The sequence below is a fragment of the Kribbella sp. NPDC049174 genome (genome assembly GCF_043197365.1).
Classification (GTDB): Bacteria; Actinomycetota; Actinomycetes; order Propionibacteriales; family Kribbellaceae; genus Kribbella.
This window is the reverse complement of the sequence record NZ_JBICSZ010000001.1, coordinates 1,235,926-1,261,983: the sequence shown is the minus strand read 5'-3', so window position 1 is coordinate 1,261,983 and position 26,058 is coordinate 1,235,926. Positions and strand designations below refer to the sequence as shown.

Annotated in this window: 22 protein-coding genes; 8 read left to right on the top strand and 14 right to left on the bottom strand. The window is 69.4% G+C overall.

Translation table 11 applies throughout. The features are described from left to right. Positions 1-45 precede the first annotated feature (45 nt). From ACGFIF_RS05775 to ACGFIF_RS05765, 3 genes are all read left to right on the top strand, one after another. On the top strand, positions 46-2,436 hold the full coding sequence (locus ACGFIF_RS05775; protein WP_393151848.1) for a lamin tail domain-containing protein: 2,391 nt from the start codon (positions 46-48) through the stop codon (positions 2,434-2,436). Between the two features lie 66 nt (positions 2,437-2,502). Beyond that, positions 2,503-2,919, top strand: coding sequence for a peptide-methionine (R)-S-oxide reductase MsrB (gene msrB / locus ACGFIF_RS05770; protein ID WP_393151846.1), 417 nt, complete (start codon positions 2,503-2,505; stop codon positions 2,917-2,919). A gap of 91 nt (positions 2,920-3,010) precedes the next feature. Then, complete coding sequence (locus ACGFIF_RS05765) at positions 3,011-5,089, top strand: AAA family ATPase (protein ID WP_393151844.1); 2,079 nt, start codon at positions 3,011-3,013, stop codon at positions 5,087-5,089. A 6-nt stretch (positions 5,090-5,095) separates the two neighbouring features. Here ACGFIF_RS05765 and ACGFIF_RS05760 read toward each other — a convergent pair whose 3' ends face one another. The 5 genes from ACGFIF_RS05760 to hemE are packed head-to-tail and all read right to left on the bottom strand — an operon-like array spanning position 5,096 to position 9,122. After that, a complete protein-coding gene (locus ACGFIF_RS05760; protein ID WP_393151842.1) occupies positions 5,096-5,473 on the bottom strand; it encodes a VOC family protein in 378 nt (125 codons plus the stop codon). Positions 5,474-5,477: 4 nt separating this feature from the next. Further along, positions 5,478-6,173: a hydrogen peroxide-dependent heme synthase gene (gene hemQ, locus ACGFIF_RS05755; RefSeq protein ID WP_393151840.1), complete on the bottom strand. Its 696-nt coding sequence runs from the start codon at positions 6,171-6,173 to the stop codon at positions 5,478-5,480. Continuing rightward, entirely contained in the window at positions 6,170-7,579 is a 1,410-nt protein-coding gene (gene hemG / locus ACGFIF_RS05750; RefSeq protein WP_393151838.1) for a protoporphyrinogen oxidase, read from the bottom strand. Before hemG ends, hemQ begins: the two co-directional genes overlap by 4 nt. After that, entirely contained in the window at positions 7,576-8,073 is a 498-nt protein-coding gene (locus tag ACGFIF_RS05745; RefSeq protein ID WP_393151836.1) for a GNAT family N-acetyltransferase, read from the bottom strand. The genes hemG and ACGFIF_RS05745 overlap by 4 nt, the downstream gene beginning before the upstream one ends. Next, positions 8,070-9,122: a uroporphyrinogen decarboxylase gene (gene hemE, locus ACGFIF_RS05740; RefSeq protein ID WP_393153645.1), complete on the bottom strand. Its 1,053-nt coding sequence runs from the start codon at positions 9,120-9,122 to the stop codon at positions 8,070-8,072. Before hemE ends, ACGFIF_RS05745 begins: the two co-directional genes overlap by 4 nt. Positions 9,123-9,348: 226 nt before the next feature. On the opposite strand from hemE, the gene ACGFIF_RS05735 reads away from it, so the two are divergent. Both ACGFIF_RS05735 and ACGFIF_RS05730 read left to right on the top strand, forming a co-directional pair. Next, a complete protein-coding gene (locus ACGFIF_RS05735; RefSeq protein ID WP_393151834.1) occupies positions 9,349-9,960 on the top strand; it encodes a DUF3000 domain-containing protein in 612 nt (203 codons plus the stop codon). Beyond that, positions 9,957-11,219, top strand: coding sequence for a ribonuclease D (locus ACGFIF_RS05730; RefSeq protein WP_393151832.1), 1,263 nt, complete (start codon positions 9,957-9,959; stop codon positions 11,217-11,219). Before ACGFIF_RS05735 ends, ACGFIF_RS05730 begins: the two co-directional genes overlap by 4 nt. Here ACGFIF_RS05730 and ACGFIF_RS05725 read toward each other — a convergent pair. Genes ACGFIF_RS05725 through ACGFIF_RS05715 form a run of 3 tightly spaced genes read right to left on the bottom strand, consistent with a single transcriptional unit; the run spans position 11,216 to position 13,083 of the window. Beyond that, positions 11,216-11,704, bottom strand: coding sequence for a glutathione peroxidase (locus ACGFIF_RS05725; protein ID WP_393151830.1), 489 nt, complete (start codon positions 11,702-11,704; stop codon positions 11,216-11,218). The two genes, ACGFIF_RS05730 and ACGFIF_RS05725, sit on opposite strands and share 4 nt — an antisense overlap. Next, positions 11,701-12,345, bottom strand: a complete 645-nt coding sequence (locus ACGFIF_RS05720) for a dienelactone hydrolase family protein (protein WP_393151828.1) — start codon at positions 12,343-12,345, stop codon at positions 11,701-11,703. The genes ACGFIF_RS05725 and ACGFIF_RS05720 overlap by 4 nt, the downstream gene beginning before the upstream one ends. A 54-nt stretch (positions 12,346-12,399) precedes the next feature. Continuing rightward, entirely contained in the window at positions 12,400-13,083 is a 684-nt protein-coding gene (locus ACGFIF_RS05715; protein ID WP_393151826.1) for a hypothetical protein, read from the bottom strand. 184 nt (positions 13,084-13,267) lie between these two features. Between ACGFIF_RS05715 and ACGFIF_RS05710 the strand changes: the two genes are divergently transcribed. Together ACGFIF_RS05710 and ACGFIF_RS05705 are read left to right on the top strand one after the other, a co-directional pair. Further along, positions 13,268-14,467, top strand: coding sequence for a thiolase family protein (locus ACGFIF_RS05710; protein WP_393151824.1), 1,200 nt, complete (start codon positions 13,268-13,270; stop codon positions 14,465-14,467). Positions 14,468-14,478: 11 nt separating this feature from the next. Further along, positions 14,479-16,575 (top strand): 3-hydroxyacyl-CoA dehydrogenase NAD-binding domain-containing protein, encoded by a 2,097-nt coding sequence (locus ACGFIF_RS05705; protein WP_393151822.1) that lies wholly within the window; start codon positions 14,479-14,481, stop codon positions 16,573-16,575. A gap of 65 nt (positions 16,576-16,640) precedes the next feature. Here ACGFIF_RS05705 and ACGFIF_RS05700 read toward each other — a convergent pair whose 3' ends face one another. Next, on the bottom strand, positions 16,641-17,318 hold the full coding sequence (locus ACGFIF_RS05700; protein ID WP_393151820.1) for a winged helix-turn-helix transcriptional regulator: 678 nt from the start codon (positions 17,316-17,318) through the stop codon (positions 16,641-16,643). A gap of 109 nt (positions 17,319-17,427) precedes the next feature. Here ACGFIF_RS05700 and ACGFIF_RS05695 point away from each other — a divergent pair, with 109 nt between their 5' ends. Further along, positions 17,428-18,285 carry a class I SAM-dependent methyltransferase gene (locus tag ACGFIF_RS05695; protein ID WP_393151818.1) on the top strand — a complete coding sequence of 286 codons (858 nt, stop codon included), beginning with the start codon at positions 17,428-17,430 and terminating at the stop codon, positions 18,283-18,285. Between the two features lie 26 nt (positions 18,286-18,311). Here ACGFIF_RS05695 and ACGFIF_RS05690 read toward each other — a convergent pair whose 3' ends face one another. From ACGFIF_RS05690 to dxs, 5 genes are all read right to left on the bottom strand, one after another. Next, positions 18,312-19,622 (bottom strand): peptidase MA family metallohydrolase, encoded by a 1,311-nt coding sequence (locus ACGFIF_RS05690; protein WP_393151816.1) that lies wholly within the window; start codon positions 19,620-19,622, stop codon positions 18,312-18,314. Between the two features lie 67 nt (positions 19,623-19,689). Further along, positions 19,690-21,171 carry an amino acid permease gene (locus tag ACGFIF_RS05685; RefSeq protein ID WP_393151814.1) on the bottom strand — a complete coding sequence of 494 codons (1,482 nt, stop codon included), beginning with the start codon at positions 21,169-21,171 and terminating at the stop codon, positions 19,690-19,692. Positions 21,172-21,240: 69 nt separating this feature from the next. Continuing rightward, positions 21,241-22,611: a hypothetical protein gene (locus ACGFIF_RS05680; protein ID WP_393151812.1), complete on the bottom strand. Its 1,371-nt coding sequence runs from the start codon at positions 22,609-22,611 to the stop codon at positions 21,241-21,243. A gap of 81 nt (positions 22,612-22,692) precedes the next feature. Then, positions 22,693-24,036, bottom strand: coding sequence for a hypothetical protein (locus tag ACGFIF_RS05675; RefSeq protein WP_393151810.1), 1,344 nt, complete (start codon positions 24,034-24,036; stop codon positions 22,693-22,695). A gap of 129 nt (positions 24,037-24,165) precedes the next feature. Next, positions 24,166-26,058, bottom strand: a complete 1,893-nt coding sequence (dxs, locus tag ACGFIF_RS05670) for a 1-deoxy-D-xylulose-5-phosphate synthase (protein WP_393151808.1) — start codon at positions 26,056-26,058, stop codon at positions 24,166-24,168.

Below are 26,058 nucleotides of genomic sequence, written 5' to 3'. Positions count from 1 at the left end.
GTGTTGGACCTTGGCCGGGACCAGTCCGGGTGTGAGAATCCGGCCATGTCTGCCCTGAACCGACCGCGGCACCGCCTGGGCGCCCTCGTGGTCACCTCGACTCTCGTCTTCTCCGGTGCGGCGGTCGCATTCGTCGCCGCACCGGCGGACGCCGCCTCGTCCACCGTGGTCATCACCGAGGTGTACGGCGGTGGCGGCAACACTGGTGCGCCGTACACGAATGACTTCATCGAGCTGACCAACAACAGCAGCTCGCCCGTCGACCTGAGCGGCTGGTCGGTCCAGTACGCGTCCGCGGCCGGCACCACCTGGGCAGTCACCCAACTCACCGGCAGCCTCGCTCCGGGCGCCGCGTACCTGGTCCAGGAGGGCGCGGGCGCCGGAAACGGTCAGCCGATGCCGACCCCCGATGCCACCGGCACCATCGCCATGTCCGCGGCGTCCGGCAAGGTGGCCCTGGTCAACGGCCAGACCGCGCTGACCTGTGGGGGCGCCTGCTCGACCGCGGCCGGTGTGGTCGACTTCGTCGGGTACGGGGCGGCCAACGACTTCGAGACCGCCGCGGCGCCGGGACTGTCCAACACCACCTCGGCCACCCGCAAGGTCCCGACGACGGACGCGGACAACAACAGCACCGAGTTCGCCGCGGTCAACCCGTCGCCGAAGACACTGACCTCCACGCCGCCGGACCCGGACCCGATCGACGCCAAGATCCACGACATCCAGGGCTCCGCGCACCTGTCCCCGCTGAACGGCAAGCTCGTCGCCAACGTCACCGGTGTCGTCACCGTGAAGGGCGCCAACGGCTTCTGGTTCCAGGACCCGCAGCCCGATGCGGACCCGGCCACCAGCGAAGGCCTGTTCGTCTTCACCAGCTCGGCGCCGACCGTGAACGTCGGTGACGCCGTGACGGTCAAGGGCACGATCGCCGAGTTCCGCCCCGGCGGCTCGGGCGGCACCGACAACCTGACCACCACCGAGCTCACCAACCCGACGATCACCGTGACCGGGACCGCATCTGTACCGGCTCCGACGATCGTCGGCCCGGGCGGCCGAGTGCCGCCGTCGACCGTGATCGACGACGACTCGAACGGTGACGTCGAGACGACCGGCACGTTCGAGCCGGCCACCGACGGGATCGACTTCTGGGAGTCGCTGGAAGGCATGTGGCTGGGTATCAACCAGCCGGAGGTGACCGGCCCGACCAGCTCGTTCCGTGAGCTGTCCGTCGTACCGGCGGGCTCGAGCGTGCGGACCGTCCGTGGCGGCATCGTGCTGCAGAAGGCCGACAGCAACCCGGAGCGGGTGTTGCTCGACGACGTCCTGGCGCCGATCCCGGACGCCAAGACCGGCGACAAGCTCGCCGGAGTCGTGGCGGGTGTCCTGGACTATTCCTTCGGCAACTTCAAGTTCCTGCCGACGCAGACCCCGACGGTCGTCGACGGTGGCGTGAAGCGCGAGACGACCAAGGCCTCCTCGCCGCTGCAGGTCTCGGTGGCGACGTTCAACGTGGAGAACCTGGACCCGTCCGACGGCGAAACGAAGTTCGACGGACTGGCCGAGGCGGTGGTGCGGAACCTCGCCGCGCCGGACATCCTCGGTCTCGAAGAGGTGCAGGACAACGACGGCGCGACGAACTCCGGCAACCCGCAGGCGGACGTCACACTGAACATGCTCGCGGCCGCGATCGTGAAGGCGGGCGGCCCGACGTACGCCTGGCGCCAGATCGACCCGGTCAACAACGCCGAGGGCGGCGAGCCGGGCGGCAACATCCGGGTCGCGTTCATGTACCGCACCGACAAGCCGGTCCAGTTCGTCGACCGTCCCGGCGGCGGCTCGACGGTCGCGACCACGATCGTCACCGACCGGTTCGGCCGGCCGCACCTGAGCTCCTCGCCCGGCCGGGTCGACCCGGCCAACCCGGCGTGGGCGGCCGCCCGGGTCCCGCTCGCCGGTGAGTTCAAGTGGCACGGCCAGAGCCTGTTCGTGGTGGTCAACCACTTCAGCTCCAAGGGCGGCGACGACCCGCTGTGGGGCCGGACCCAGCCGCCGGTGCAGGTGACCGCGGCCAAGCGGCACCAGCAGGCCGAGTCGGTGCGTGGGTTCGTCGACCAGATCCTGGCCAAGGACAAGGGCGCCAACGTCATCGTGCTGGGCGACATCAACGACTTCGACTTCTCCCAGACGACCGACATCCTGGTCGGCGCCGGGAAGACGGCGCTGATCGACATGCCGCGGACGCTGCCGGTGAAGGAGCGCTACAGCTACGTGTTCGAGGGCAACAGCCAGATCCTGGACCAGATCCTGATCTCGCAGAACCTGACGCCGGCCTCGACCTACGACATCGTCCACATGAACGCCGAGTTCCCCGACCAGATCAGCGACCACGACCCCCAGGTCGTACGGGTGACCCCACTGCCGTCCTGGTTCCGGTGATCACGGGAGTCTTACGTGCGGCCGCCCGGGCGGGGTTTTCCTTGCCCGGGCGCCGATACTGGAACCGTGACAGATGACATCAAGCAGTACGCCGTACAGAAGTCCGATGCGGAGTGGAAGGCGCAACTCTCCCCTGCCGAGTTCCAGGTACTGCGCAAGGCCGGCACCGAGCGGCCGTTCACCGGTGAGTACACCGACACCAAGACGGTCGGTGTGTACAAGTGCCGGGCCTGTGACGCGGAGTTGTTCCGCAGCGAGACCAAGTTCGACTCCCATTGCGGCTGGCCGTCGTTCTTCGCGCCGCTGGCCGAGGACCGGGTCCAGTACATCGAGGACACCGCTCTCGGCATGAAGCGTGTCGAGGTCCGCTGCGCCAACTGCGGCTCCCACCTCGGCCACGTCTTCGAAGGCGAGGGCTACGGCACCCCCACCGACCTCCGCTACTGCATCAACAGCATCAGCCTCACCCTCACCCCGGCCTGAGCCTGCGGGCGCGGGGCACCGAGGTCCGGCCGTCGGCCGCTGACGCACTAAAGTGAGCCAGCGCGATGCCCGACGGGCGGAAAGGATCCAGGTGGCTGACGACATCCGCAGACCGCGTGTTCTCGACGTTCTCGCTGCCGACCAGCCCTGGGAGGTGCCGGATGCGTGGATTGCCGGTGTCCGGGGCCGGTTGCGCACCTGGGCCGAGGATCCGAGCACGCTGCGGCCGCCGCCCGCGGCCGCCTTTCCGGACTTCGTCAAGGGGACGCCGGCCGCAGTGTGGTTCACCCATCAGGTCGCCCCGCTGCTGACCGGATGGATCCCGGTGCTGCACGGCGACTGCGCCGACATCGCCGCTGAGCTGACCCGGGACTTCTACCGCCCGTCGGTCCGGCTCGGCGGCGCCGGACACGTGATCCGGGTCGCGGCCGCCGACTGGCCGCTGCAGGTGGTGTCCGGCGCGCGGAGCTTCCGCGAACAGAGCCGCCGCCAGGCCTTGCAGCTGTCCCGGGACGTGGTGAGCCTGTTCGTCGACGCGCCGCCGATGGCGACCCGTGCCCGGGCCCTGACCGCCGCGTTCGACCGGGTGCTGGCCGACCGCGAGGCGACCCGCATGCACACCACCGCCGACTACGAGACGATCGCTCAGTTCTGGCGGACCGCCGTACTCAGCGACGATGAGCGCGCGGTGCTCCCGGAGCTGGCGGGCTCCGGGGCGGCCTTGCAGTACTCGCTCAACACGCTGCGGGACGTGCACGCCAAGTTGTTGATGGCGACTTCCGACGACGATGCCGACGACTTCGCGCAACTGCTGGCCGGGCTGATCCTGACCATCGGGCTCGGCGGCCTTCCGCCGGCCGTTGCGCAGAGCCTGGGGAGCGCCGGCTGGGATGTCGAGAATGCCCTCGCCGACCTCAGGGGCGGCTTCGATCCGCACGCCTGGCTGGCCGGCAACACTGGCTGGCTGGCCCGCGCGGTACGCCGGGACCAGGAGGTGCTCGCGCGGTCCTGGGCCGCTGCGGCCACCCGGGTCACGGTCCACCTGTCCGGCGTGCTCGCGGACGCGCCGTGGCCGGAGCCGCAGGTCCCGGACCTGGGTGCGTTCTTCCGGCTCCTCGACCGTGAGCGCCGGCTGGTGGCCGACGACAGTTCCAGGCCGGCCACCGCTCCGGCGCTGTCGCTTGCCTGGGACGCCGTACGCGATGATCCGGCCGGTCCGCAGGCCGAGGCCGAGCCGGTGATCCAGGCCGTCCCCGCACCTGTTGCCGAGGCCGGGCCGGAGCCCGACCAGCCGGCGGTTCCAGCGCCGGTTGACTTCGGCGACGACCCGCTCGCCGAGCTGGACGCGCTGATCGGGCTGGACTCGGTCAAGGAATCGGTGCGCCGGATGGTGGCCGAGATCAAGACCAACCTGCGTCGCCAGGAGCTCGGCCTGCCGAGTCACGACCGGGCCCGGCACATGGTGTTCGTCGGCAAGCCCGGTACCGCCAAGACCACGATCGCCCGATTGCTCGCCCGGATCTACAAACAGCTGGGCGTGCTCGAGAAGGGCCACGTGGTCGAGGTCGACCGGTCCGACCTGGTCGGTCCCAGTGTCGGCACCACCGCGCCGATGACCGCGGCCAGGTTCCGCGAGGCGCTCGGCGGGGTGCTGTTCGTCGACGAGGCGTACACCCTGGTGCCGGAGAGCACTCCTGGCGACTTCGGCCTCGAAGCCGTCGCCACCATCCTGAAGATGATGGAGGACCACCGCAACGACTGCATCGTGATCGTCGCCGGCTACCACCGCGAGATGCAGCGGTTCATGGAGTCCAACACCGGGCTGGCGTCGCGGTTCCCGAAGTTGCTGTCGTTCAGCGAGTACGACACCGACCAGCTCATCGCGATCTTCGAGCTCCAGGCCCGGCAGAAGGGCATGATCTACACCGACGACGTGCTGGACGTGGTCCGCCAGGTCATCCCGCCGGCGCCGCGTGGCCACAACTTCGGCAACGGCCGGTTCATCCGCAACGTGCTCGAGGAGGCCATCGCCAACCAGGCGACCCGCCTGTCCGACCACCACCCGGACCGCCTGACCGAGCGCACGCTGCGCGAACTCCTCCCCGAGGACGTCAAGCCGCCCACCTCGATGCGCGCCGAGGACTACCTCTTCCAGAAGCCAGGCACCTGACCCGGCTCAGACCGGGGTGGCGAGGGCGACCGGGTTCTGGTCGGGGTCGGAGATGTAGGCCTGGCGTTCGCCCCAGGGCATCGTGGCCGGCTCCTGCAGGATCCGGTGGCCGGCGGCCCGGAAGGTCTCGACCTGCGCTTCGACGTCGTCGACGTACACGAAAAGCTCGAAGCGCGGCGCGGTTCCCACGGTGATGCCGAGTTGGGCCTCGGGCCAGTTGGAGTCGGCGATGCCGAGGGAGGAATCGCCGCGCTCCAGGCCGACGTAGTGCGGGTCGCCTTCGAGCGGGAACTGGTACGTCTGTTGGTAGCCGAGCAGGGCGTAGAAGTCGACGGACCGGCGCACGTTGGTGACGTACAGCACCGGGAAGGCTTTGCGGTGCACGCGGCTAGGCCAGGTTGGCGACCAGCTCGCCGAGCTCGGTCCGCTTGCCGGTGTAGAAGGGCACTTCCTCACGCACGTGCCGCCTCGCCGTGGACGCCCGCAGGTCGCGCATCAGGTCGACCATCCGGTGCAGCTCGTCCGCCTCGAACGCCAGCATCCACTCGTAGTCGCCGAGCGCGAACGACGCCACCGTGTTCGCCCGGACGTCGGGGTACCCGCGGGCCATCTTCCCGTGCTCGGTCAGCATCGCCCGGCGCTCCTCGTCCGGCAGCAGGTACCACTCGTAGGACCGCACGAACGGGTACACGCACACGTACGCCCGTGGCTCCTCGTCGGCCAGGAACGCCGGGATGTGGCTCTTGTTGAACTCGGCCGGCCGGTGCAGCGCGAACTGCGACCAGATCGGCGCCAGGTGCCGCCCGAGCCGGGACCGGCGCAGCGCGTGGTACGCCTTCTGCAGCGCGTCCGACGTCGGTGCGTGCCACCAGATCATGAAGTCCGCGTCCGCCCGGAATCCTTCGACGTCGTAGATCCCGCGGATCACCACGTCGTCGGCCGCCAGTTTCGCCACCAGGTCGGACAGCTCGGCGGTCAGCTCGTCCCGGTCCGCGTCGCCCAGCGGCGTCTCCACCTTGAAGACCGACCACAGGGTGTAGCGGATCACATTGTTCAGCTCACGCGCCTTCGGCTTCTCTGTCACGGAACCATTGTCTCCAATGTGCCTAAGTACGCCTGCACCCGGGTGGCTGCCTTGCTGCCCGACGCGACGCACGCAGCGATCCCCACACCCCGGTACGCCGCTCCACACACCGCCAGACCAGGCTCGCCCGCCACAGCCGCTTCAACGCGGTCCACGCGGTCCAAATGCCCCACTGCGTACTGCGGCAGGCCACCACCCCATCTGGTCACCAGAGAGCCCACCACAGGCCCCTGCAACCCCACAGCACGCTGTAGATCCGCAGTAGCCAGTGCCACCAGCTCCTGATCGGACCGCTGCAGCACGTGCTCCTCGCCGAGCCGCCCCACCGAGGCTCGGAGCACAGCGAGCTCTCCCCCGGCGTCACTCGACCACTGCCACTTGGCGTGCGAGTACGTCGACGCCTTGATCGTCCGCCCCTCCACCGACGGCACCAGGAACCCAGACCCCGTCGCGCCCTCCGGCCAGTCCTGCTTACGCACAGCCAGTGTCACGATCGCCATGCTCGCGTACTCGATCGTCGCCAGCTCGGCAGACGCCGCGGGCACCAGCTGCGCCAGCATCCGGGCCGCAGGAGACGCCGGTACGGCGACGATCACCGCATCCGCAGTGAAGAACGTCGGAGCCGGCACCGGCCCGGCCTCCAGCTCATAGCCGTCAGCGGTCCGCGTGATCCGTCGTACGGCCAGTTGGCGCCTGATCTGGACGCCGCGACCCGTCAGGTCCTTCTCGAGTGCAGAGATCAGCCGGTTGACCCCGCCCACGATGCCCGCGAACACCGGCTGACCAGCACGCCGCTGGCCCGCCTCCCGCAGCTCAGCCGTCGCCGCGAGCAGGCTCGGCGCGGTACGCAGCTTGGCGTAGAGCTCGGGTACGGCGGCCGCCAGCGAGATCTCCTCGGCGCGCCCGGCGTACACCCCACCCAGCAGCGGGTCGATCAGCTTGTCCGTGACGGCCTTGCCCATCCGATCCGCGACGAACCGGCCGATCGCCACGTCCTCACTCAACGCCGGAGACGGCAACTCCGCCTCGTGCGCAACCTCCGCGGCGGCATCGGCTCCCAGGACGTCAGCGGTCGCGGCAGGGTCGACGGGAACGCCCATTACCGTCGCCGGGATCGCGCGGATCCGGTCACCGATCCACAATCCGGCCGAGGTCGTCGCCGGGTGCACCAGCTCGTCCCCGAGTCCGACCGCCTTGATCAGGTCGACCGCCTCCGGCCGCCGCGCGAGCACCGATTCCGCACCGAGGTCGACCGGAACACCTTCGAGCTCGTCGCCGGCCAGCTTGCCACCGAGTCGAGGCGACCCCTCCAGCACGCTGATCCGCGGCGGGTTCGGCCCGGTCGCCAGCGCGTACGCGGCCGCCAGCCCGCTGATGCCGCCACCGACCACGACCACCGAGCTCACGCGTTCTCCAGCTTCAACTCGTACTCCGGGTCCGCAGCTTCGTCGCTCACCCGCCGGAAACCGGCCCGCACCAGCACCGCCTGCGACGCCACGTTCTCGTGCGAAGTCCCCGCTCGCAGAGCCGTCAGCCCGTACTCCGCTGCGGCAACCCCCACGATTGCCCGTACCGCCGCCGAGGCGAGCCCTTTCCCGGCTGCCTTCTCCGCGATCCGGTAGCCGAGCTCCGCCGAGCCGTTCTCGAGGTCCATGAGGTTCACCCGCCCGACCACAGCACCCGCGTCGTCCACCAAGACATGGAACTGGCAGATTCCGGCCTCCTGCTCGGCCAGCAGCGCCGCAAGGCGCGCGTCGAACTCGGTGAAGAACGAGTCCCCGCGGTCATGCACCGAGGCCGCGAAGTACTCCCGGTTCTCCCGCTCGAAGGCCAGTACAGCGTCTGCGTGTGCGGTGGTGAGGCGCTCCAGGGTCACCTTGTGGTCAGGCAGCCGGATCATGAGGCCGACGTGGTCTGGACGTGCCGGACGATCCGGTGCAGCACCTCGGGGTCGGTGTCCGGTGGGACCCCGTGGCCGAGGTTGAAGATGTGGCCGGGAGCCGCCTTCCCCTCCGCGAGGATGCGGTCGATCTCCGGCTCCAACGCGTCCCAGCCGGCGAACAGCAGGGCCGGATCCAGGTTGCCCTGAACCGGCTTCGGACCCGATCCGGCCGCGGCGATCCGCCGTACCGCCTCGTCCAGCGGCACCCGCCAGTCGACCCCGACGACGTCCGCGCCGGCCTCGCTCATCAGCCCGAGCAACTCGCCCGTGTTCACGCCGAAGTGCAGCCTCGGTACGCCGTACGACGCCAGCGCGTCGAACACCTTGGCCGAGTGCGGCTGGACGAACTGCGCGTAGTCGCGCGCCGAGAGCCCGCCCGCCCACGAGTCGAACAGCTGGATAGCGGACGCGCCCGCCTCGATCTGCACCGACAGGTACGCGATCGCCACATCGGCCAGCCGGTCCGCCAGCGCGTGCCACAGCTTCGGGTTGCCGTGCATCAGCGCCTTGGTCTTCGCGTGGTCCTTGCTCGGCCCGCCCTCGACCAGGTACGACGCCACCGTGAAGGGCGCACCGGCGAAGCCGATCAGCGGGGTGCCGTCGAGCTCGGAGACCAGCTGCTTCACCGAGTCCGAGGTGTAGGGCACGTCCGCGGGAGTGACCGGGCGGACCGCGTCGAGGCCGGCGGCGTCGCGAACCGGTACGGCGACGACCGGACCGACACCCGGCTTGATCTCGATGTCGAAGCCGGTCGCCTTCAGCGGCAGCACGATGTCGGAGTAGAAGATGGCCGCGTCGACGCCGTAACGGCGTACCGGCTGCAGCGTTATCTCGACGACGAGGTCGGGGCGCATACAGGACTCGAGCATCGTGGTGCCCGCACGGATCGCCCGGTACTCGGGCAGCGAGCGCCCGGCCTGCCGCATGAACCACACCGGCGTGTGCGGCCCCGGCACACCCCGGGCCGCGAGCAGGAAAGGGGATCGGTCGGCAGAAGGCGGTGTCAAGGGCACACAGCGATGATGCCACGCCTCACCGACCCGTTCACATGCGGTCACGGGGCCTCCCGGCCTGGACTGAGGAGCGCAGGGAGCGAAGCGACTGGAGCGACGAGGGAAGGCCGGGAGCCAAGGCCCCGTGACCACGCCGTGCCGGAGGCGCGGCCATAGGCACCGCGCGTTACCGGCGCGTCGTCGTGGGCGTCGGTGAGTAATCAGTCGTAGGCTGCGAAGCATGGGTGCCCGCAAGCAGGTCGACGCGCCACCCGCGGAGTTCGCCGAGGCAGTGTCGCAATTGCGCAGTGCCCGGTTCCGGCCCGAGGTATTCGTCGAGGAGATGCCCGCGCCGCAGCGGATCGCACCGCATGCGGCGGCGGTCAGCGCTGACGTGACGGTCGACGGTGACGATGTCGCCACCGGCCGCCTGGTCATCCTCTACGACCCGGACGGGAACGACGCCTGGCAGTCGACCTTCCGCTGTGTCGCGTACGTGCGTGCGGCCGTCGAGCCGGAAATGGTGACCGACGCGCTGCTCGGCGGCGTGGGCTGGACCTGGCTGATGGAGGCCCTGACCGACCGGGGTGCCGACTTCCTGGCCCCGAGCGGTACCGTCACCAGGGTGGTATCCGAAAGCTTCGGCGGAATGGCCGACGACGACGCGACGGCGGAGATCGAGATCCGTGCGTCCTGGAGCCCGGTGCCCGGACCTGGTGACAGCGGTGGTGCCGTGGACGTGACCCGGCACGCCGAGGCGTGGGGCGAGGTGCTCTGCACGGCGGCCGGACTGCCGCCGGTGCCGCCGGGGGTGGTGGCGATGCCGACCCGGCGCGGACAGCGGGGCCGATGAGCCCGGCCGAGACCCAGCAGCCGCCAGTCCCGGACGACCCGACCGCGCACCAGCCACTGCTCGAACTCCGTGACGGCCTCTCTGAGGTCGTCGACACCAGCCCCGCGTTGACCGATGTGGTCGACGCGTTCCGCTCTGGCTCCGGGCCTGTCGCCGTCGACGCCGAACGTGCCTCCGGTTACCGCTACTCGCACCGCGCGTACCTCGTCCAGCTCCGCCGCGAGGGCGCCGGCTCGGCCTTGGTCGACCCGATCCCGTTCGGGGACCTGTCCGCCCTCGGGGACGCGATCGTCGACGCCGAGTGGATCATCCACGCCGCCAACCAGGACCTGGCCTGCCTGGCCGAGGTCGGGATGGTGCCACGGAAGGTGTTCGACACCGAGCTGGCCGGCCGTCTGCTCGGGTACCCGAAGGTCGGCCTCGCCTCGCTGGTCAGCGAAGTACTGGGCTACCGGATGCGCAAGGAGCACTCCGCGGCCGACTGGTCGACCCGCCCGTTGCCCGGGCCGTGGCTGATCTACGCCGCACTCGACGTCGAGATGCTGATCGAACTGCGCGACGCGATCGAGGCCGAGCTGCGTCGCGAGGGCAAGTGGGACTGGGCCGAGCAGGAGTTCGCCGCGATCCTGTCCGCTCCCCCGCGTGAACCGAAGCCCGACCCCTGGCGTCGTACGTCGGGGATGCATCGGGTCCGCAATCGTCGCAGCCTGGCCACCGTCCGGGCGTTGTGGGAGGCCCGCGATCAGATCGCGGAGGCCGCCGACATCTCCCCCGGCCGGATCCTGCCGGACGCCGCGATCGTGGAGGCCGCGTCGGCGATGCCGGCCGACCGGGACACGCTGCAGCGGTTGACCGCGTTCAAGGGCCGCGGAGCCCATCGGCACATGCGCACGTGGTGGGAGGCCATCGACCACGCGCGCCGGCTGCCGGAGTCCGAGCTACCGAAGCAGGGACCGCGGTACGACGGCCCACCGCCGGCCCGCGCCTGGGCCGACCGGGACCCCGATGCGGCCGCTCGCCTGTCGGCCGCCCGGTCCGCCGTCGGTGAGATCGCCGAAGCGCACCGCCTGCCGACCGAGAACCTGATGGCGCCGGACACGATCCGCCGGCTGGCCTGGTCGCCGCCGACCGATCCGAACCTCGAGGTGGTCAGCACGTTCCTGCGCGACCACGGCGCCCGCGAGTGGCAGATCGGCCTCACGGCCGAGGTCCTCACGGACGCCATGGCTGCGGAAGCCCCGGCGAAACCGCTGGACTAAGCGGGCAGCTGGGCCTCGATCGCCTCGACGACCTCGGGAGACTCCGGCTCGGTGCGGGGGCGGAAGCGCGCGGCGACCGTGCCCTCGGGGCTGATCAGGAACTTCTCGAAGTTCCACTGGATGTCGCCGGCCTCGCCCGCGGCGTCGGGGGTCGCGGTGAGCTCGGCGTACAGCGGGTGCCGCGCCTCACCGTTCACCTCGAGCTTGTCGAGCATCGGGAACGTCACGCCGTACGTCGTCGAGCAGAAGGTGGAGATCTCGTCCGACGTGCCCGGCTCCTGGCCGCCGAACTGGTTGCAGGGCGCGCCGAGGACGGTGAAGCCGCGGGAGGCGTACGTCTTCTGCAGGTTCTCCAGGCCCTCGTACTGCGGGGTGAGACCGCACTTCGAGGCGACGTTCACGATGAGAACGGCCTTGCCCTTGTACTCGCCGAGCGAGGTGGCAGCGCCGGAGAGGGTCGTCAGCGGAATGTCGTAGAGGCTCATGCGGATCCTTGGGAGGTAGGAAGTTGACGGGAGAGAAACGCGACAGTACGCCGCCACGCCAGCTCGGAGGCCTCGGCGTGGTGGAAGGCGGGCAACGGGTTGTCGAAGGCGTGACCGGCGCCGGGATAGCGATGGACCTCGGCATCGTCCAGGACGGCGACGATGTCGTCGACCGGCAGGTACGCGTCGGCGTCACCGAAGTGATGCAGACTCGTCGCGGTCACCTTCGGGGCGAGGTCCAGCAACCGCGGTAGGGCCGAGCCGTAGTAGCTCACCAGCACATCGGCCGGGGACACCGCGGTCACATTGAACCCGAGCCCGCCGCCGAAGCAGAACCCGACCACACCGGTGCCCGCGTCGCGACTGCGCAGGTACTCCAGCGCGGCAACCGAGTCCGAGACGGCCTGGTCCCAGTCGAGCCGGCCCATGATCGCCATCGCCTTCTCCAGCAGATCCGGCGCGGACTCGTCCAGCTCGGTGTCGTCCAGCCGCCAGTAGATCTCCGGCGCGATCACGTAGTACCCGAGGGCAGCAAGATCTGCCGCACGCTGCTTGATGTAATCGGAGACCCCGAAGATCTCCTGCAGGAGCAGCAGCCCAGGTCCGCTGTCGCCGTCGGGCTTCCACTCGTGGACTGGCATCAATCCTGAACCGGTATCGATCTCCAATGTCACACGGTGAAGCCTACTGGTCGCCTACCGAACTTCCACGGCCTCTTCACGGTGCGGCTGCGGCTGCGGCTGTACGACCGGTGCCGGCTTCGGCATCCAGGCCGTGCATTCGTCGATCGCCGCGGTCAGCAGGTTGAGGAGCCGGTCGTCCGGGTCCGGCACACAGGCCTGCGAGATGCCTTCCACCGCACAGGACACGGCCCGTGGTGCGGTCCGCTTCGCGAAGTCCGGCGTACCCCGGTGGGCCCGGGAGGTGAAGGACCGCGCCCACTTGGTCGCGGACGGGACCGACTCGAGGGCTTCCCGCGAGGCCGGCTCGAGGTCGTCCAGCGGACGCCCGTCCAGCGCCGCGAGGTGCCGCTCCCCCACCAGCAGCGCCACCGCGAGGATGTACTGCCGCTCCTGCGAGACGATCGGCAGCGCGTGCTGGATGCAGCGCGCCGTGACCCGCGGTACGACGTGTGGGTCGTCCGGCGTCAGCCCGATCACCGACGGGATCAGCGGAGCCAGCCGGGCGCGGCCGGCGTCCGTCGTACAGTCGTTGACGTCGCGCGCCACGCCCGCGAGCAGCGGGTGGGTGCAGGACGGATGGTCCGACCACGGCTCGCCGGCCAGGTAGGAGGCGAACTCCATGAAGCAGGCGCCTTTGCGCGGATTGCGGTGTTTGCCCCGGCTCAGGACCGGTACGGCGAGATCAAGGTTGTTCATAGAACGGCTCCCCTAAGCTACCTGCCACCAGCATGCGCCGAAACGCCGGTGTTCGCCACGGGTTAGGCCTGCGTGACCACACGGTTGTGGTTTGTGAGCAGCCGCACAGGCGTGGGTACTTTGGGAGTTCTGTTACCCACGGGTAGCATCGGGATAGCTTTCCCAACCCCAGAGGAGGGCCCTCGTGCCCCGTGAGATCCGCGATGTCGTGTTCGTCGACGGCGTTCGCACCCCGTTCGGCAAGGCCAAGGGCCAGTACGCCGAGACGCGCGCCGACGACCTGGTGATCAAGTGCATCCGGGAGCTGCTGCGGCGCAACCCGGAGCTCCCGCCCGAGCGGGTGGACGAGGTGGCGATCGCGGCCACCACCCAGATCGGCGACCAGGGCCTGACCATCGGCCGGACCGCGGCCCTGCTGGCCGGTCTGCCGAACACCACGCCCGGCTACGCCATCGACCGGATGTGCGCCGGCGCGATGACCGCCGTCACCACCACCGCCGCGGGGATCGCCTTCGGTGCGTACGACGTGGTCGTGGCCGGCGGGGTCGAGCACATGGGCCGCCACCCGATGGGCGAGGGTGTGGACCCGAACCCGCGGATCATCTCCGAGAAGCTGGTCGACACCTCTGCCCTGGTGATGGGGTCGACCGCGGAGAACCTGCACGACCGGTTCCCGACCATCACCAAGCAGCGCGCGGACGCGTTCGCCGCGGCGTCCCAGGAGCGCGCGGCCAAGGCCTACGCGAACGACCTGATCCAGCCCGACCTGGTCCCGATCGCGACCCGGTCGGCCGAGCAGGGCTGGGGCTACGCCGGCACCGACGAGCCGATGCGCCCGGGGACGACGGTCGAGGACCTGGCCGGCCTGAAGACGCCGTTCCGTCCGCACGGCCGGGTGACGGCCGGCAACTCGGCCGGCATCAACGACGGCGCGACCGCCTGCGTGCTCGCCTCCGCCGAGGCCGCCGCGGAGCTCGGCCTGACCCCGAAGATGAAGCTGGTCTCGTACGGCTTCGCCGGGGTCGAGCCCGAGGTGATGGGAGTCGGCCCGGTCCCGGCGACCGAGAAGGCGCTCAAGCTGGCCGGGCTGACGATCGAGGACATCGACGCGTTCGAGGTGAACGAGGCGTTCGCCGTCCAGGTGCTGGCGTTCCTGGAGCACTACGGCATCGCCGACGACGACCCGCGGGTCAACCCGTACGGCGGCGCGATCGCCTACGGCCACCCGCTGGCATCGTCCGGCGTCCGGCTGATGAACCAGCTGGCCAAGCAGTTCGAGCAGCGCCCGGAGGTCCGGTACGGCCTGACCACCATGTGCGTCGGCCTCGGCATGGGCGGCACTGTCATCTGGGAGAACCCGAACTGGGAAGGGGCGGCCGCGTGAGCCTCCAAGACTTGATTGACGCAGCGGTCGCGATCGAGACCGACGAGGTCGTCACGCTCGCGCACTCGCGGGACGTCGTGCTGCCGGGCAAGGCCGGCACGATGGCCCTCATCACGCTGGACAACGGGCACGACCACACGAAGCCGAACACGTTCGGCCCGAAGGGTCTGGCGTCGCTGAACACCGCGATCGACGCCGCCCTGGCCCGCGACGAGGTCGTGGCCATCGGTGTCACCGGTAAGCCGTTCATCCTGGCCGCCGGCGCCGACCTGACCGGCGTACCGAAGCTGATCGACCGCGAGCAGGCGCTCAACCTGGGCCGGATCGGGCACGGCGTGATGCGCAAACTGGTCGACGGTGGCAAGCCGTCGTTCGCGTTCGTGAACGGTGTCGCGCTCGGCGGCGGCCTCGAGGTCGCGCTGCACGCCACGTACCGCACGGTCTCGGTCGCGGCCGGCATGCTGTCGACCCCCGAAGTGTTCCTCGGCCTGATCCCGGGCTGGGGCGGCAACTTCCTGCTGCCGAACCTGATCGGCGCGGACAACGCGGTCAAGGTCGTCGTCGAGAACGCCCTGAACCAGAACAAGATGCTCAGCGGCCCGGAGGCGGTGAAACTCGGCATCGGCGACGTCCTGCTCGACTCGGCCGACTTCCTCGAGCAGTCGCTGCTGTGGGCGAGCAAGGTGCTCAAGGGCGAGATCACGGTCGAGCGGGCGGAGATCGCCCGTGGTGACGCCTGGGACGCAGCTGTTGCCCGCGGCAAGGGGTTTGCCGACGTCAAGGTGAGCGGGGCGGCCCCGGCGCCGTACCGGGCCCTCGAGCTGATCGCGGCGGCGAAGGACAACGATCGCGACCGCGGTTTCGCCGCCGAGGACGAGGCGCTCGCCGACCTGATCATGAGCGAGGAGCTGCGCAGCGGCCTCTACGCCTTCGACCTGGTGAACAAGCGGGCCAAGCGCCCGGCCGGCGCGCCGGACAAGTCGCTCGCCCGCCCGGTCACCAAGGTCGGCGTCGTCGGCGCCGGCCTGATGGCAGGACAGCTGGCGCTGCTGTTCGTACGGCGCCTCGAGGTGCCGGTCGTACTCACCGACCTGGACCAGGAGCGGGTGGACCGTGGGGTCGGGTACGTGCACGGCGAGATCGACAAGCTGCTCGGCAAGGGCCGGATCCGGCCGGACAAGGCGAACCAGCTGAAGGCGCTCGTCACCGGATCGGTCGACCGGGCCGTGTTCGCGGACGCGGACTTCGTGATCGAGGCCGTGTTCGAGGAACTGCAGCTGAAGAAGACGATCTTCGCCGACCTGGAGAAGATCATCCGGCCGGACGCGGTGCTGGCGACGAACACCTCGTCCCTGTCCGTCACCGAGATGGCCGCGGACCTGGAGCACCCGGAGCGGGTGGTCGGGTTCCACTTCTTCAACCCGGTCGCGGTGCTGCCGCTGCTGGAGATCATCCGCGCGGACCAGACCGACGACGCGACGCTGGCCACCGCGTTCGCGGTCGGCAAGACGCTGAAGAAGTCCTGCGTGCTGGTCAAGGACGCGCCGGCATTCGTGGTGAACCGGCTGCTGACCCGCTTCCTGGGTGAGGTCAGCGCGGCGGTCGACGAGGGCACCCCGATCCGCGAGGCGGACAAGGCGCTGACCGCGCTCGGCCTGCCGATGCCGCCGTTCGTGCTGCTGCAACTGGTCGGTCTGCCGGTCGCGCTGCACGTGGCGGAGACGATGAACCGGGCCTACCCGGACCGGTTCGCGGTGTCGGAGAACCTGGCCAAGGTGGTTGCTGCGGGCAAGAGTTCGTTCTACGTCTGGCCGGAGGGCAAGCCGGTGGTGGACCCGGAGGTCGAGGCACTGGTGACCGTCGGCGACAAGCCGTCGACGGCCGAGGAGCTGCGGACCCGGGTGCTGACCGCGCTGGCCGAGGAGATCCGGATCATGCTCGACGAGGGCGTGGTCGCGGAGGCGCAGGACATCGACCTGTGCCTGCTGCTCGGCGCCGGCTGGCCGTTCCACCTCGGCGGCATCACGCCATACCTGGACCGGACCGGAATCTCGGAGAAGACCAACGGCTCACGCTTCCTGCCGAAGGGCATCGCAAGCCTGAGCTGACCAAGACCGCTGGGGGTCGGTGCGGAGCCGGAAGCCCGCTCCGGCCCCCAGCAGCTTTTCCGGCGCTAGCTGACTCGCTCCCGGACAGCCGGAGCGAACGGGCTCCAGAGGAACCAGGTCGGCAGGGCTCGGATGAGCCGTGGTGGGCCGGCCAGGGCGACAGTCCCGTCCGCGGTGGCTTGCGTCAGGCTGATGATGCCGGAGAAGACGCGCATCAGGTCCACCGGCTCGGTGGTGAGGACGACATCGGAGTCGAAGCCAGGGTGATCGGTGCACACCGAGGCTTCCAGCCGGTCGAGGATCAGCCAGATGTGGGTCGGGTCGTCACCGCGGTACTCGAACTCGACGGTGACCCGCTGCCCGGGCAGCTTCTGGAAATCGACCCGCCGCGACATCCACCAGGTCAGCGTGACCGGATCGACCTCCCGGGGCTGCGGCTCGGAGAACATCCACCGCACCGCCCACTCCCCGATCGCCATGATGACGCCCTCGAGGTCTCGACCGGCCGGGGTGAGCTGGTACTCGTGGCCGCGGGCGACCGGGATCAGCTCCAGCACGCCCTTGCGTTCCAGGTGGTTCAGGCGTTGCTTGAGCAGCGTGCGGGAGATGCCGGGCAGACCGCGGTCGATGTCGTTGAACCGCCGGCTCCCGAGCACGAGCTCGCGCACGATCAAGGGCGTCCAGCGGTCGGCCAGCACCTCGCTGGCCAGGGCCACGGGACAGTACTGGCCGTAGTCTCGCATGGCTCATTGTGTGCCCAGGTCCAGGATGTGTACCAGGTAGGTCCAGAACCAGTACTAGAACCCGTACGGCCCGGCTGCTGGGCTGGAACCCTCACACAGGAGGGGAACCATGACCGTCACTTTCGACCCGAAGGTCTACAAGCAGACGACGCGCGCGCAATGGGAGGACGCCGCGGAGGCCTGGCACCGATGGGGTCCGACCATCGAGGACTGGCTCGGCGACGCCACCGCGTCCATGCTCAGCGCTGCCGGCATCGGCGCCGGTGATCGCGTGCTCGATGTCGCCGCCGGAGCGGGCGGCCAGACCATCGCCGCGGCCCGGCTGGCAGGCCCGAGCGGACACGTGCTCGCGACCGACATCTCGCCGGCCATCCTCGGGTACGCCGCTCGCGTGGCCGCCGAGTCCGGAGTGTCGACGGTGGAAACGCTGGAGGCCGACGGCGAGGACCTGTCCGCGCTCGACGAGGGCAGCTTCGACGCCGCCATCTCCCGCGTCGGCCTGATCTACTTCCCGGATCAGCAGGCCGCGCTGCGCGGCATTCACCGGGCGCTCCGACCGGGTGGGAAATTCTCCGCGGTCGTCTACTCGACACCGGACCGCAACGGCTTCTTCTCGATCCCGGTCGGCATCATCCGCCGTCGTGCCGAGCTCCCGCCGCCGGCACCCGGTCAGCCCGGTCCGTTCAGCCTGGGCGCTCCCGGCGTCGCCGAGCAGGCCTTCACCGCGGCCGGATTCCACGACATCACCGTGGACGTCGTACCGTCGCCGGTCCGGCTGCCCACCGCCGCCGACTGCGTCCGCTTCGAACGCGAGTCCTTCGGCGCCCTCCACCAGATGCTGTCCGGCCTCGACGAGCCCGGCCGAGCCGCCGCCTGGCAGGAGATCACCGACCAACTGACCCAGTTCCAAACCCCCACCGGCTTCGCCGGCCCCTGCGAAATGCTCACAGTAACCGGCACCCGCTAGCGTCCGAGGCCGTCGCGCGGAAGCTCCTAGCCTTTGAACTTCTTGACGGCTGTGACCAACTGCGCGGCGGTCTTCCCGGTGTGCTTCTTCAGGATCGCGGCGTACACCTTCTGACTGGTGTTGTGCTTGGCGAGGTCGGTGTAGAGATCGGCCACACCCTTCTCCCCCAGCTCATCGACCAGGTACACCGTGATCCACCAGCTCTGGCCGTACGACCGATCCCCCGCGACATTGAACTCCGCCTGCGTCGGCAGCACCTTCATCGACGGCAGGTACTTGCTCCGGACCGTCTTCCGGTAGGGATCGACAGTCCAGTGCGGATCGTCCTCAATGGACGCGCACCGCACGTACTCCGCGATCCCCTCGACCAGCCAGACCGGGGTCTTGATCCCCAGCTGCAGCGTCGCGACATGCGTCATCTCGTGCACCAGCAGATCCTGATCCAGCTTCGACCGCACGGCCGGGTTGACGACGATCCGGCTGCTCACCGGTGGTACCGACTTCTGCGCCCACGGATCGCCGTCGTACAGGGAGACCGCCTTGGCCGCGATGGTCCAGCCGGACCCGCTGCCCGCGGTCCAGACCGTCGCCATCACCCGCGGCTCGGACATCGCGACCACCATCACCTCGCCGTTCCACGGTCGCCGCCAGTGCCGCTGTACGCCGTCGACCGCGCCCTGGGACACCTTGGCGATCTTCTGGCCGAGGGCTTGTTCGCCCTTGTCGACCACGACGAGCACCCGGCCCTTCCGGATCACCGAGATCTCCTGGAAGTCCCACGGCTGCCGGTGCCCGTCCGGGCTCAGCGTCTCCTCGATGGCGCTGTCCTCGACCAGGACCCAGGCGCCGCCGCGCTGGACGAAGGCGTAGCCCACGTCGGTCTGCACCGGCTTCCGATCCAGGCCGGTGAGTTGGTAGCGCATCATCACCCGGGTCGAGAAGATGTCCGCGCCGTACTTGGCGGTCAGCTCCTTCGACGGTCGCTCGTCGGCGACGAAGTACTTCAGGGTGGTGAACCGGAACTTGCGGAGGTTCGTGAACAGCATCCGCTGCCGCGCGACCAACTGCGGCTGCTTCGGGTCGACGGCCGCGAGGAAGCCCTTCAGATCACCCTTGAGCACCGCGGTGGAGCGCTTCGCGAGCACGGCGTCGACCGCGGTCTTCCGGGCCGCGCTCTGCGCGTCGGTGAGCTGCCCCGGCGCCGCCGTGGCCTTGATCGCCGCCGCACTACTACCGACCGCGGAGCCACCCTGTTGCAACCGTACGGCGACCACTCCGGCAGTCCCCGCCAGCACCAGCGCGGCGACACCCGCGAAAAGCCGTCGCGGGTGCTTCATCAGATCCCCTCCAGTGGTCGGCTGACGGATACTATCGCCAGCCGACCCCAGAGTGGACTAGGGCGCCCTAGGCGCGGGTGCTTTCGCCGGTGCGTTCTTCCTCGCCGACGCGGCTCTTGCGGTAGCCGTAGAGGAAGTAGACGACGAAGCCGAGCGCCATCCAGATCGCGAACCGCAGCCAGGTCTCCAGCGACAGGTTCAGCATCAGGTAGATGCAGATCAGCGCGGCCAGGATCGGGATCACCGGGTTGCCCGGCACCCGGAAGGAACGCTTGATGTCCGGCCGGCTCCGGCGCAGCAGCGGTACGGCGATCGACACCAGGGTGAACGCGGCCAGCGTGCCGATGTTCACCATCTCCTCGAGTTTGCCGATCGGGGTGAGCCCGGCCACCAGCGCGACCAGGAGGCCGATCCCGATGGTGAGGCGGTACGGCGTACCCCACTTGCGATGTGTCTTTCCGAGCTCACGCGGCATCAGGTGGTCGCGGCTCATCGCGAACACCACCCGGGCGGCGCCGATCATCAGCGTCAGCACCACCGTGGTCAGACCGGCCACCGCACCGGCGGAGATCAGCGTCGCGAAGCCCGGCCGGCCGACCGACCGGAACGCCTCGGCCAACGCCGCCTCGCTGTTGATGTCGGAGTAGTGGACCATGCCGGTGATCACGATGCAGACCAGCACATACAGCACGGTGCAGATCGCCAGCGAGCCGATGATGCCGCGGGGCAGGTCGCGCTGCGGGTTCTTCGCTTCCTCGGCGGTGGTCGCGACCACGTCGAACCCGATGAACGCGAAGAACACCAGCGACGCACCGGAGATGACGCCCATCACGCCGAACGTCGACGGGGTGAACCCGAACAGCGCCTGGAACAGCGGGGTGGTGATGGTGACGTCACCGCTCTCAGTCGGCACGCTCGGCGGGATGAACGGCGTCAGGTTCGAGCCCTTGACGTAGAACAGGCCGGCGATGATCACGAACAGCACCACGAACAGCTTGACCGCTACCAGCACCAGGTTGACCCGCAGCGACTCCTTGATCCCGATCGTCGCCAGCGTCGCCAGAATGAGGACGAGCAGCATCGCCAGCACGTTCACACTGCTGTCCGGCCCGATCGACTCGGGCCAGCCCAGTCCGATCTGTTCGAGGAACAAGGCGGCGTACGTCGACCAGCCCTGCGCCACGACGCTTGCCCCGAGCATCAACTCGAGCAGCAGGTCCCAGCCGATGATCCAGGCGAAGATCTCACCGAGGGAGAAGTACGAGAACGTGTACGCCGACCCCGACACCGGCACTGTGGACGAGAACTCGGCGTAGCACAGCGCGGCCAGGGTGCAGCAGATCGCGGCGAGCACGAACGAGAGCGCGATCCCCGGCCCGGCGTACGTCTTCGCCGCCCGGCCGGTCAGGGTGAAGATGCCGGCACCGATGATGACGCCGATCCCGAAGACCGTCAGATCGACCGCGGTGAGGCGTTTCTTGAGCTGGTACTCCGGCTCGTCGGTGTCCGCGATCGACTGCTCGATCGTCTTCTTCCGCAACAGACTCATCAGCGCCTCCTCGCAATGGACGGACCCATTCGAGATTGCCCCTCTGACACCGCGAGGTCAAACCGCCACTCAGCGTTGCGGTTGGTAGGTCTTGAGTGACGTCCACAACGTCACTTCGTCGAGGCCGCTGCGGCTGAACAGGATCCGGTCCCGGGACGCCTGGTCGATGCCATGCATCGCCATGTCCTCGTACAGCTCCTCGACTTTCTCGAGTCCGAGCCGCTGGACCAGGAACCGGACGGCGAGCCAACTGACGCCGTACACGTCCGCGTTGTTCTGGTAGAAGCCGGCGTCACTCGGCAGCGCGGTCAGCGCCGGCAACGCATCGTCGATGACCTCTTGCTCCCACTTGCCGACCTCGCCCGGTCCGCTGATCGCCTCGATCCCCCGCCACGACACGTACTCCGCCGCGCCCTCGGCCAGCCACAGCGGTTCGTAGCCGCCGAGGTCCGCGGTGGCCACGTGGGTGATCTCGTGCGCCAGCAGGATCTCGTCGATCCGGTCGCGCTCGTTCGGATTGATCACTATGTAGGCGCCGGCCACAGTGCCGTCGGCGGTGTCCTGACCGGGCAGCGACGAGAACGTCGATCCCGCACTCGCGGCCGACTCGATGTCCTCGTCGGCGAACCGCGCGTCGCGCACGTCGGCCTCGTCCAGCGCGATCAGGAACACCGACCCGCGCCATGTCCGTGGCCAGTACGCCGTCACCTGCTCCAGTGCCTCGGTCGCCTCGGTGACCATCGCCCGGCCGCGCTTGGTGTCGCCCTTCTCCACCACGGCCAGCACCCGCGGAGCGCGGTGCACCTCGATCCGGCCCAGGTCCCACGCCTCCTGGTGCGCGCCCGGCCCGAGGTCCTTGTCGAGGTCGTCGTCGTCGGTGAGCACCCACCGGCCGCCGATGTTGATGAAGGTGTAGCCGAGCTCGGTGGTGACGGGCGTCAGGTCGACCTTGGGGATCTGGTAGCGCATCAGCACCCGCACCAGGTACGTCGTACGCCCGTGCGACTTCACCACGCCCGGGTTGAACCGCTCCTCGGCCTGGCTGTAGCCGAGCTCGGTGAAGCCGATCTCGACCAGGTTCGCGAACAGCACCTTCTGCTCGGCCCGGAGCGCCCGGTCGGCCGGGTCGACGTCCTGCAGGAACAGCGCCTCGTTGACGGTCTGCACGGCCTGGGCCCGGCGGAGCAGGATCGTGTCGATCGCGACCCGGCGGGCGGCGATCGCGGCGGCGGTCTTCGACGGTTTGGTGGGCTGGTTCGGGCTGGGCGCGGTCTGCGTCGTACTGGGCCTGGCCCGGGCATCCCGTTCCCGGTCTTCAACGGTGTAGACCACGCCACCGGACACGAGCGCGACCGCGGCCAGCAACCCCAGCCAGCGGCGAGGCCCATGGGGCGAATCCTGAGCGCCTGGCGGTTCGGCGCTAGAGGTGGTCACACTCACGTCGGGTCATTCCTCCGAGTACCCGTCTGTCACAGCCCGGCTACCCTACTCGGTTCCCCGGATTCCACCACCGACACGCCGTCAGACGGCAGCCGCCTTGAGTGCCTTGAAGAGATCGGCCTCCGTCATCCCGACATGCTCGAGCATGATCCGGTCCCGCTCGGGCTGGGTCGAGCCGAGGGCTGCCATCTCCTGGTACAGCGTGCCGACCTCGGTCCCGCCGAAGCGCTCGAAGAGGTAGTCGACCGCCAGCCAGGACAGCGGATACGAGCTGTCGGACTGCTGGAAGAACACCGCGTCGGCCGGCAGACTCTTCGCCTTGACCAGGTACTTCGTCCTGACCTCCTGCCGGTACTTGTCCAGGGCGAGGTTGTCCGCGCCGTCCATCGGCAGGAACTCGACGTACGTCGCCGCACCCTCGACCAGCCAGCGCGGCGCATAGGCGCCGTACGGCGCGGTCGCGACGTGGGTGAACTCGTGCGCCAGTGTCCGGGCGTCGACCTTCGCACGGTTGCGCGGGTTGATGACGACGTACGAGTCCGCTCGCTGCCCCTCACCGGTGACCTCACCGGGAAGCGTGCGGTACACCCAGGTCGCCATCGCGATCGCGTCCTCGGCGTTCTTCGGCGCGGTGTAGTCGGCGCCGCGGACGATCTTGTCGTCGAGTGCGATCACCACACCGGCGCCGTTCCAGCCGCCCGGCCAGCTCTTGGTCACCGCCTTCACCGCGCTGCTCGCCTTGCCGAGCAGGTTGTTCGCGAGCGCGTCCTGACCCTGCTCGACTACCACGAGGACCCGGGGCGCGCGTTTCACCAGCACCGCGCCGGTATCCCACGCCTCCTGATGCGATCCGCGTGGCAGCCGCTTGTCGAGGTCGGTGTCCGAGACCAGCATCCAGCGGCCATCCGGGCGCTCGGTGAACGTGTACCCGAGCATCGCCCGCACGGGTACAGCGTCGATGCCGCGGATCTGGTAGGTCATCGCGATCGCGACCAGGTACGTCGACGGGCCGTACTTCCGCGTCACGGCTTCGTCGTACTGCTGGCCCAGCTGCTGGTAGACGAGCCGGGCGAAACCGAACTGGCGCAGGTTCGCGAAGAGGGAGCGCTGCCGGGTGACGAGGCTCTTGTTCCCCGCATCGACGTCGGCGAGGAACGCGGCCTGATTGTCCTGGAGCACGGCCTGGGCGCGCTTACCGAGCAGCTGGTCCACGGCCGCGGCTCGAGCGGCCAGGTCGATGTCCGGCGTACTGCGCGCTGTCTTGTCGGAGCCGGCGGCGCGGTCGCTCGACTGGTGCAGAGCGAGACCGCCGGCCACCGCAACGACCACGAGAACCAGGGAGAGCAGCAGCGGCCAGATCCGTGGGCCCTTGGCCGCCGCGTGCTTTCGTCGCGGGGGCGACGAGTGCCGCCCCGACCCGGTCATGGGGCCTCCCGGCCTGGACTGAGGAGCGCAGGGAGCGAAGCGACTGGAGCGACGAGGGAAGGCCGGGAGTCAAAGCCCCATGACCCGCTGCGCCGGAGGCGCGGCATCAGCGCAGTCACGGGGGCCGGCTCAGGCGCCGCCCGGGCGGCCGCTTGCCGGGTCGGGCTCGTGCATCGCGTCAGCGGAGTGCTGAGCGATCAGCTCGGTGATGTCCCGGGCCAGCTCCTGGCCGGTCAACCCGATCTCCTGCAGTACGGCGGGACGCTTGGCGTGATCCAGGAACTGCTGCGGGATGCCGAAGTCCCGGACCGGAGTGGTCACCCCGGCGTCGCGGAGTGCCTGCGCGATCATCGACCCGCAGCCACCGGCCCGGCCGTTGTCCTCGATGGTGACGACGAACTTGAACCCTGCCGCCAGCTCGACCAGCTTCGGGTCGACCGGCTTGACCCAGCGCGGGTCGACCACGGTCACACCGAAGCCCTGCGCCTCCAGCCGGTTCGCCACGTCCATCGCCGTGGCCGCCATCGAGCCGATCCCGACCAGCAGTACGTCGGTGCCGGCGCGCTCGAGGACGTCGAGCTCGCCGATCCGCTCGATCGCGTCGATATCCGGGAACACCTCGCCCTTGGCATAGCGCAGTACGGTCGGGGCGTCGGACACGTCGACCGCCTCGTTGAGCAGCTCTTCCAGCCGCTTGCCGTCGCGCGGAGCGGCGAGCCGGAGGCCGGGGACGAGCTGCAGGATCGACATGTCCCACATGCCGTTGTGGCTCGCGCCGTCGTCACCGGTGACACCGGCGCGATCGAGCACGAAGGTGACGCCGCACTTGTGCAGCGCGACGTCGAGCAGCAGTTGGTCGAACGCTCGGTTGAGGAAGGTCGCGTAGAGGCCGACGACCGGGTGCAGACCGCCCATCGCCAGACCGGCCGCACTCGTCACCGCGTGCTGCTCGGCGATGCCGACGTCGAAGATCCGGTCCGGGAACTCCTGCGCGAACGCCGCCAGGCCGGTCGGGTGCAACATCGCCGCGGTGATCGCGACCACGTCCGGGCGGCGGTGGCCGATCCGGACCAGCTCGTCGGAGAACACGTCGGTCCAGCCGCGCGGCTTGTTCGCCGGCCGGACCTGGTGGAAGTTGTCCTCCTCGTCCTGCTCGGCGGCGGCGTACCCGAACCCCTTCTGGGTCACCGCGTGCACGATCACCGGTCCCCCGAACGCCTTCGCCTTGCGGAGTGCGTCCTCCATTGCCTGACGGTCGTGCCCGTCGACGGGACCGACGTACTTCAGGCCGAGGTCCTCGAACATGCCCTGCGGGGCGAGCACGTCCTTCAGGCCCTTCTTCACCCCGTGCAGCACCTCGTACATCGGCGCTCCGACGTACGGCGTCCGCCCGAGGTTCTTCTTGATCAGGTCGAGGATCTTCTCGTACCGCGGGTTGGTGCGCAGGCTGGTCAGGTGCGTGGCCAGGCCGCCGACGGTCGGGCTGTAGGAGCGGCCGTTGTCGTTGACGATGATGACGAGTTTGAGGTCCTTGGCGGCGGCGATGTTGTTCAGCGCCTCCCAGGCCATCCCGCCGGTCAGGCCGCCGTCGCCGATCAGCGCGACCACGTGCCGGTCCTCTTGGCGCAGCCGGTAGGCCTTGGCGAGGCCGTCGGCGTACGACAGCGCGGTCGAGGCGTGGCTGTTCTCGACGATGTCGTGCTCGGACTCGGCCTGGCACGGGTACCCACTCAGGCCGCCCTGCTGACGGAGCGTGTCGAACTCGGACGCCCGGCCGGTGAGCAGCTTGTGCACGTAGGTCTGGTGACCGGTGTCGTAGACGAGACGGTCCCGGGGCGAGTCGAACACCCGGTGCATCGCCATGGTGATCTCGACCATGCCCAGGTTGGGACCCAGGTGGCCGCCGGTCCGTGACACGGTCTCGACCAGCACATCCCGGATCTCCGCCGCGAGATCGGTGAGCTGCTGACCGGTCAGCTTCTTGAGGTCCGCCGGCCCTCCGACCGTCTCCAGCACGCGCAT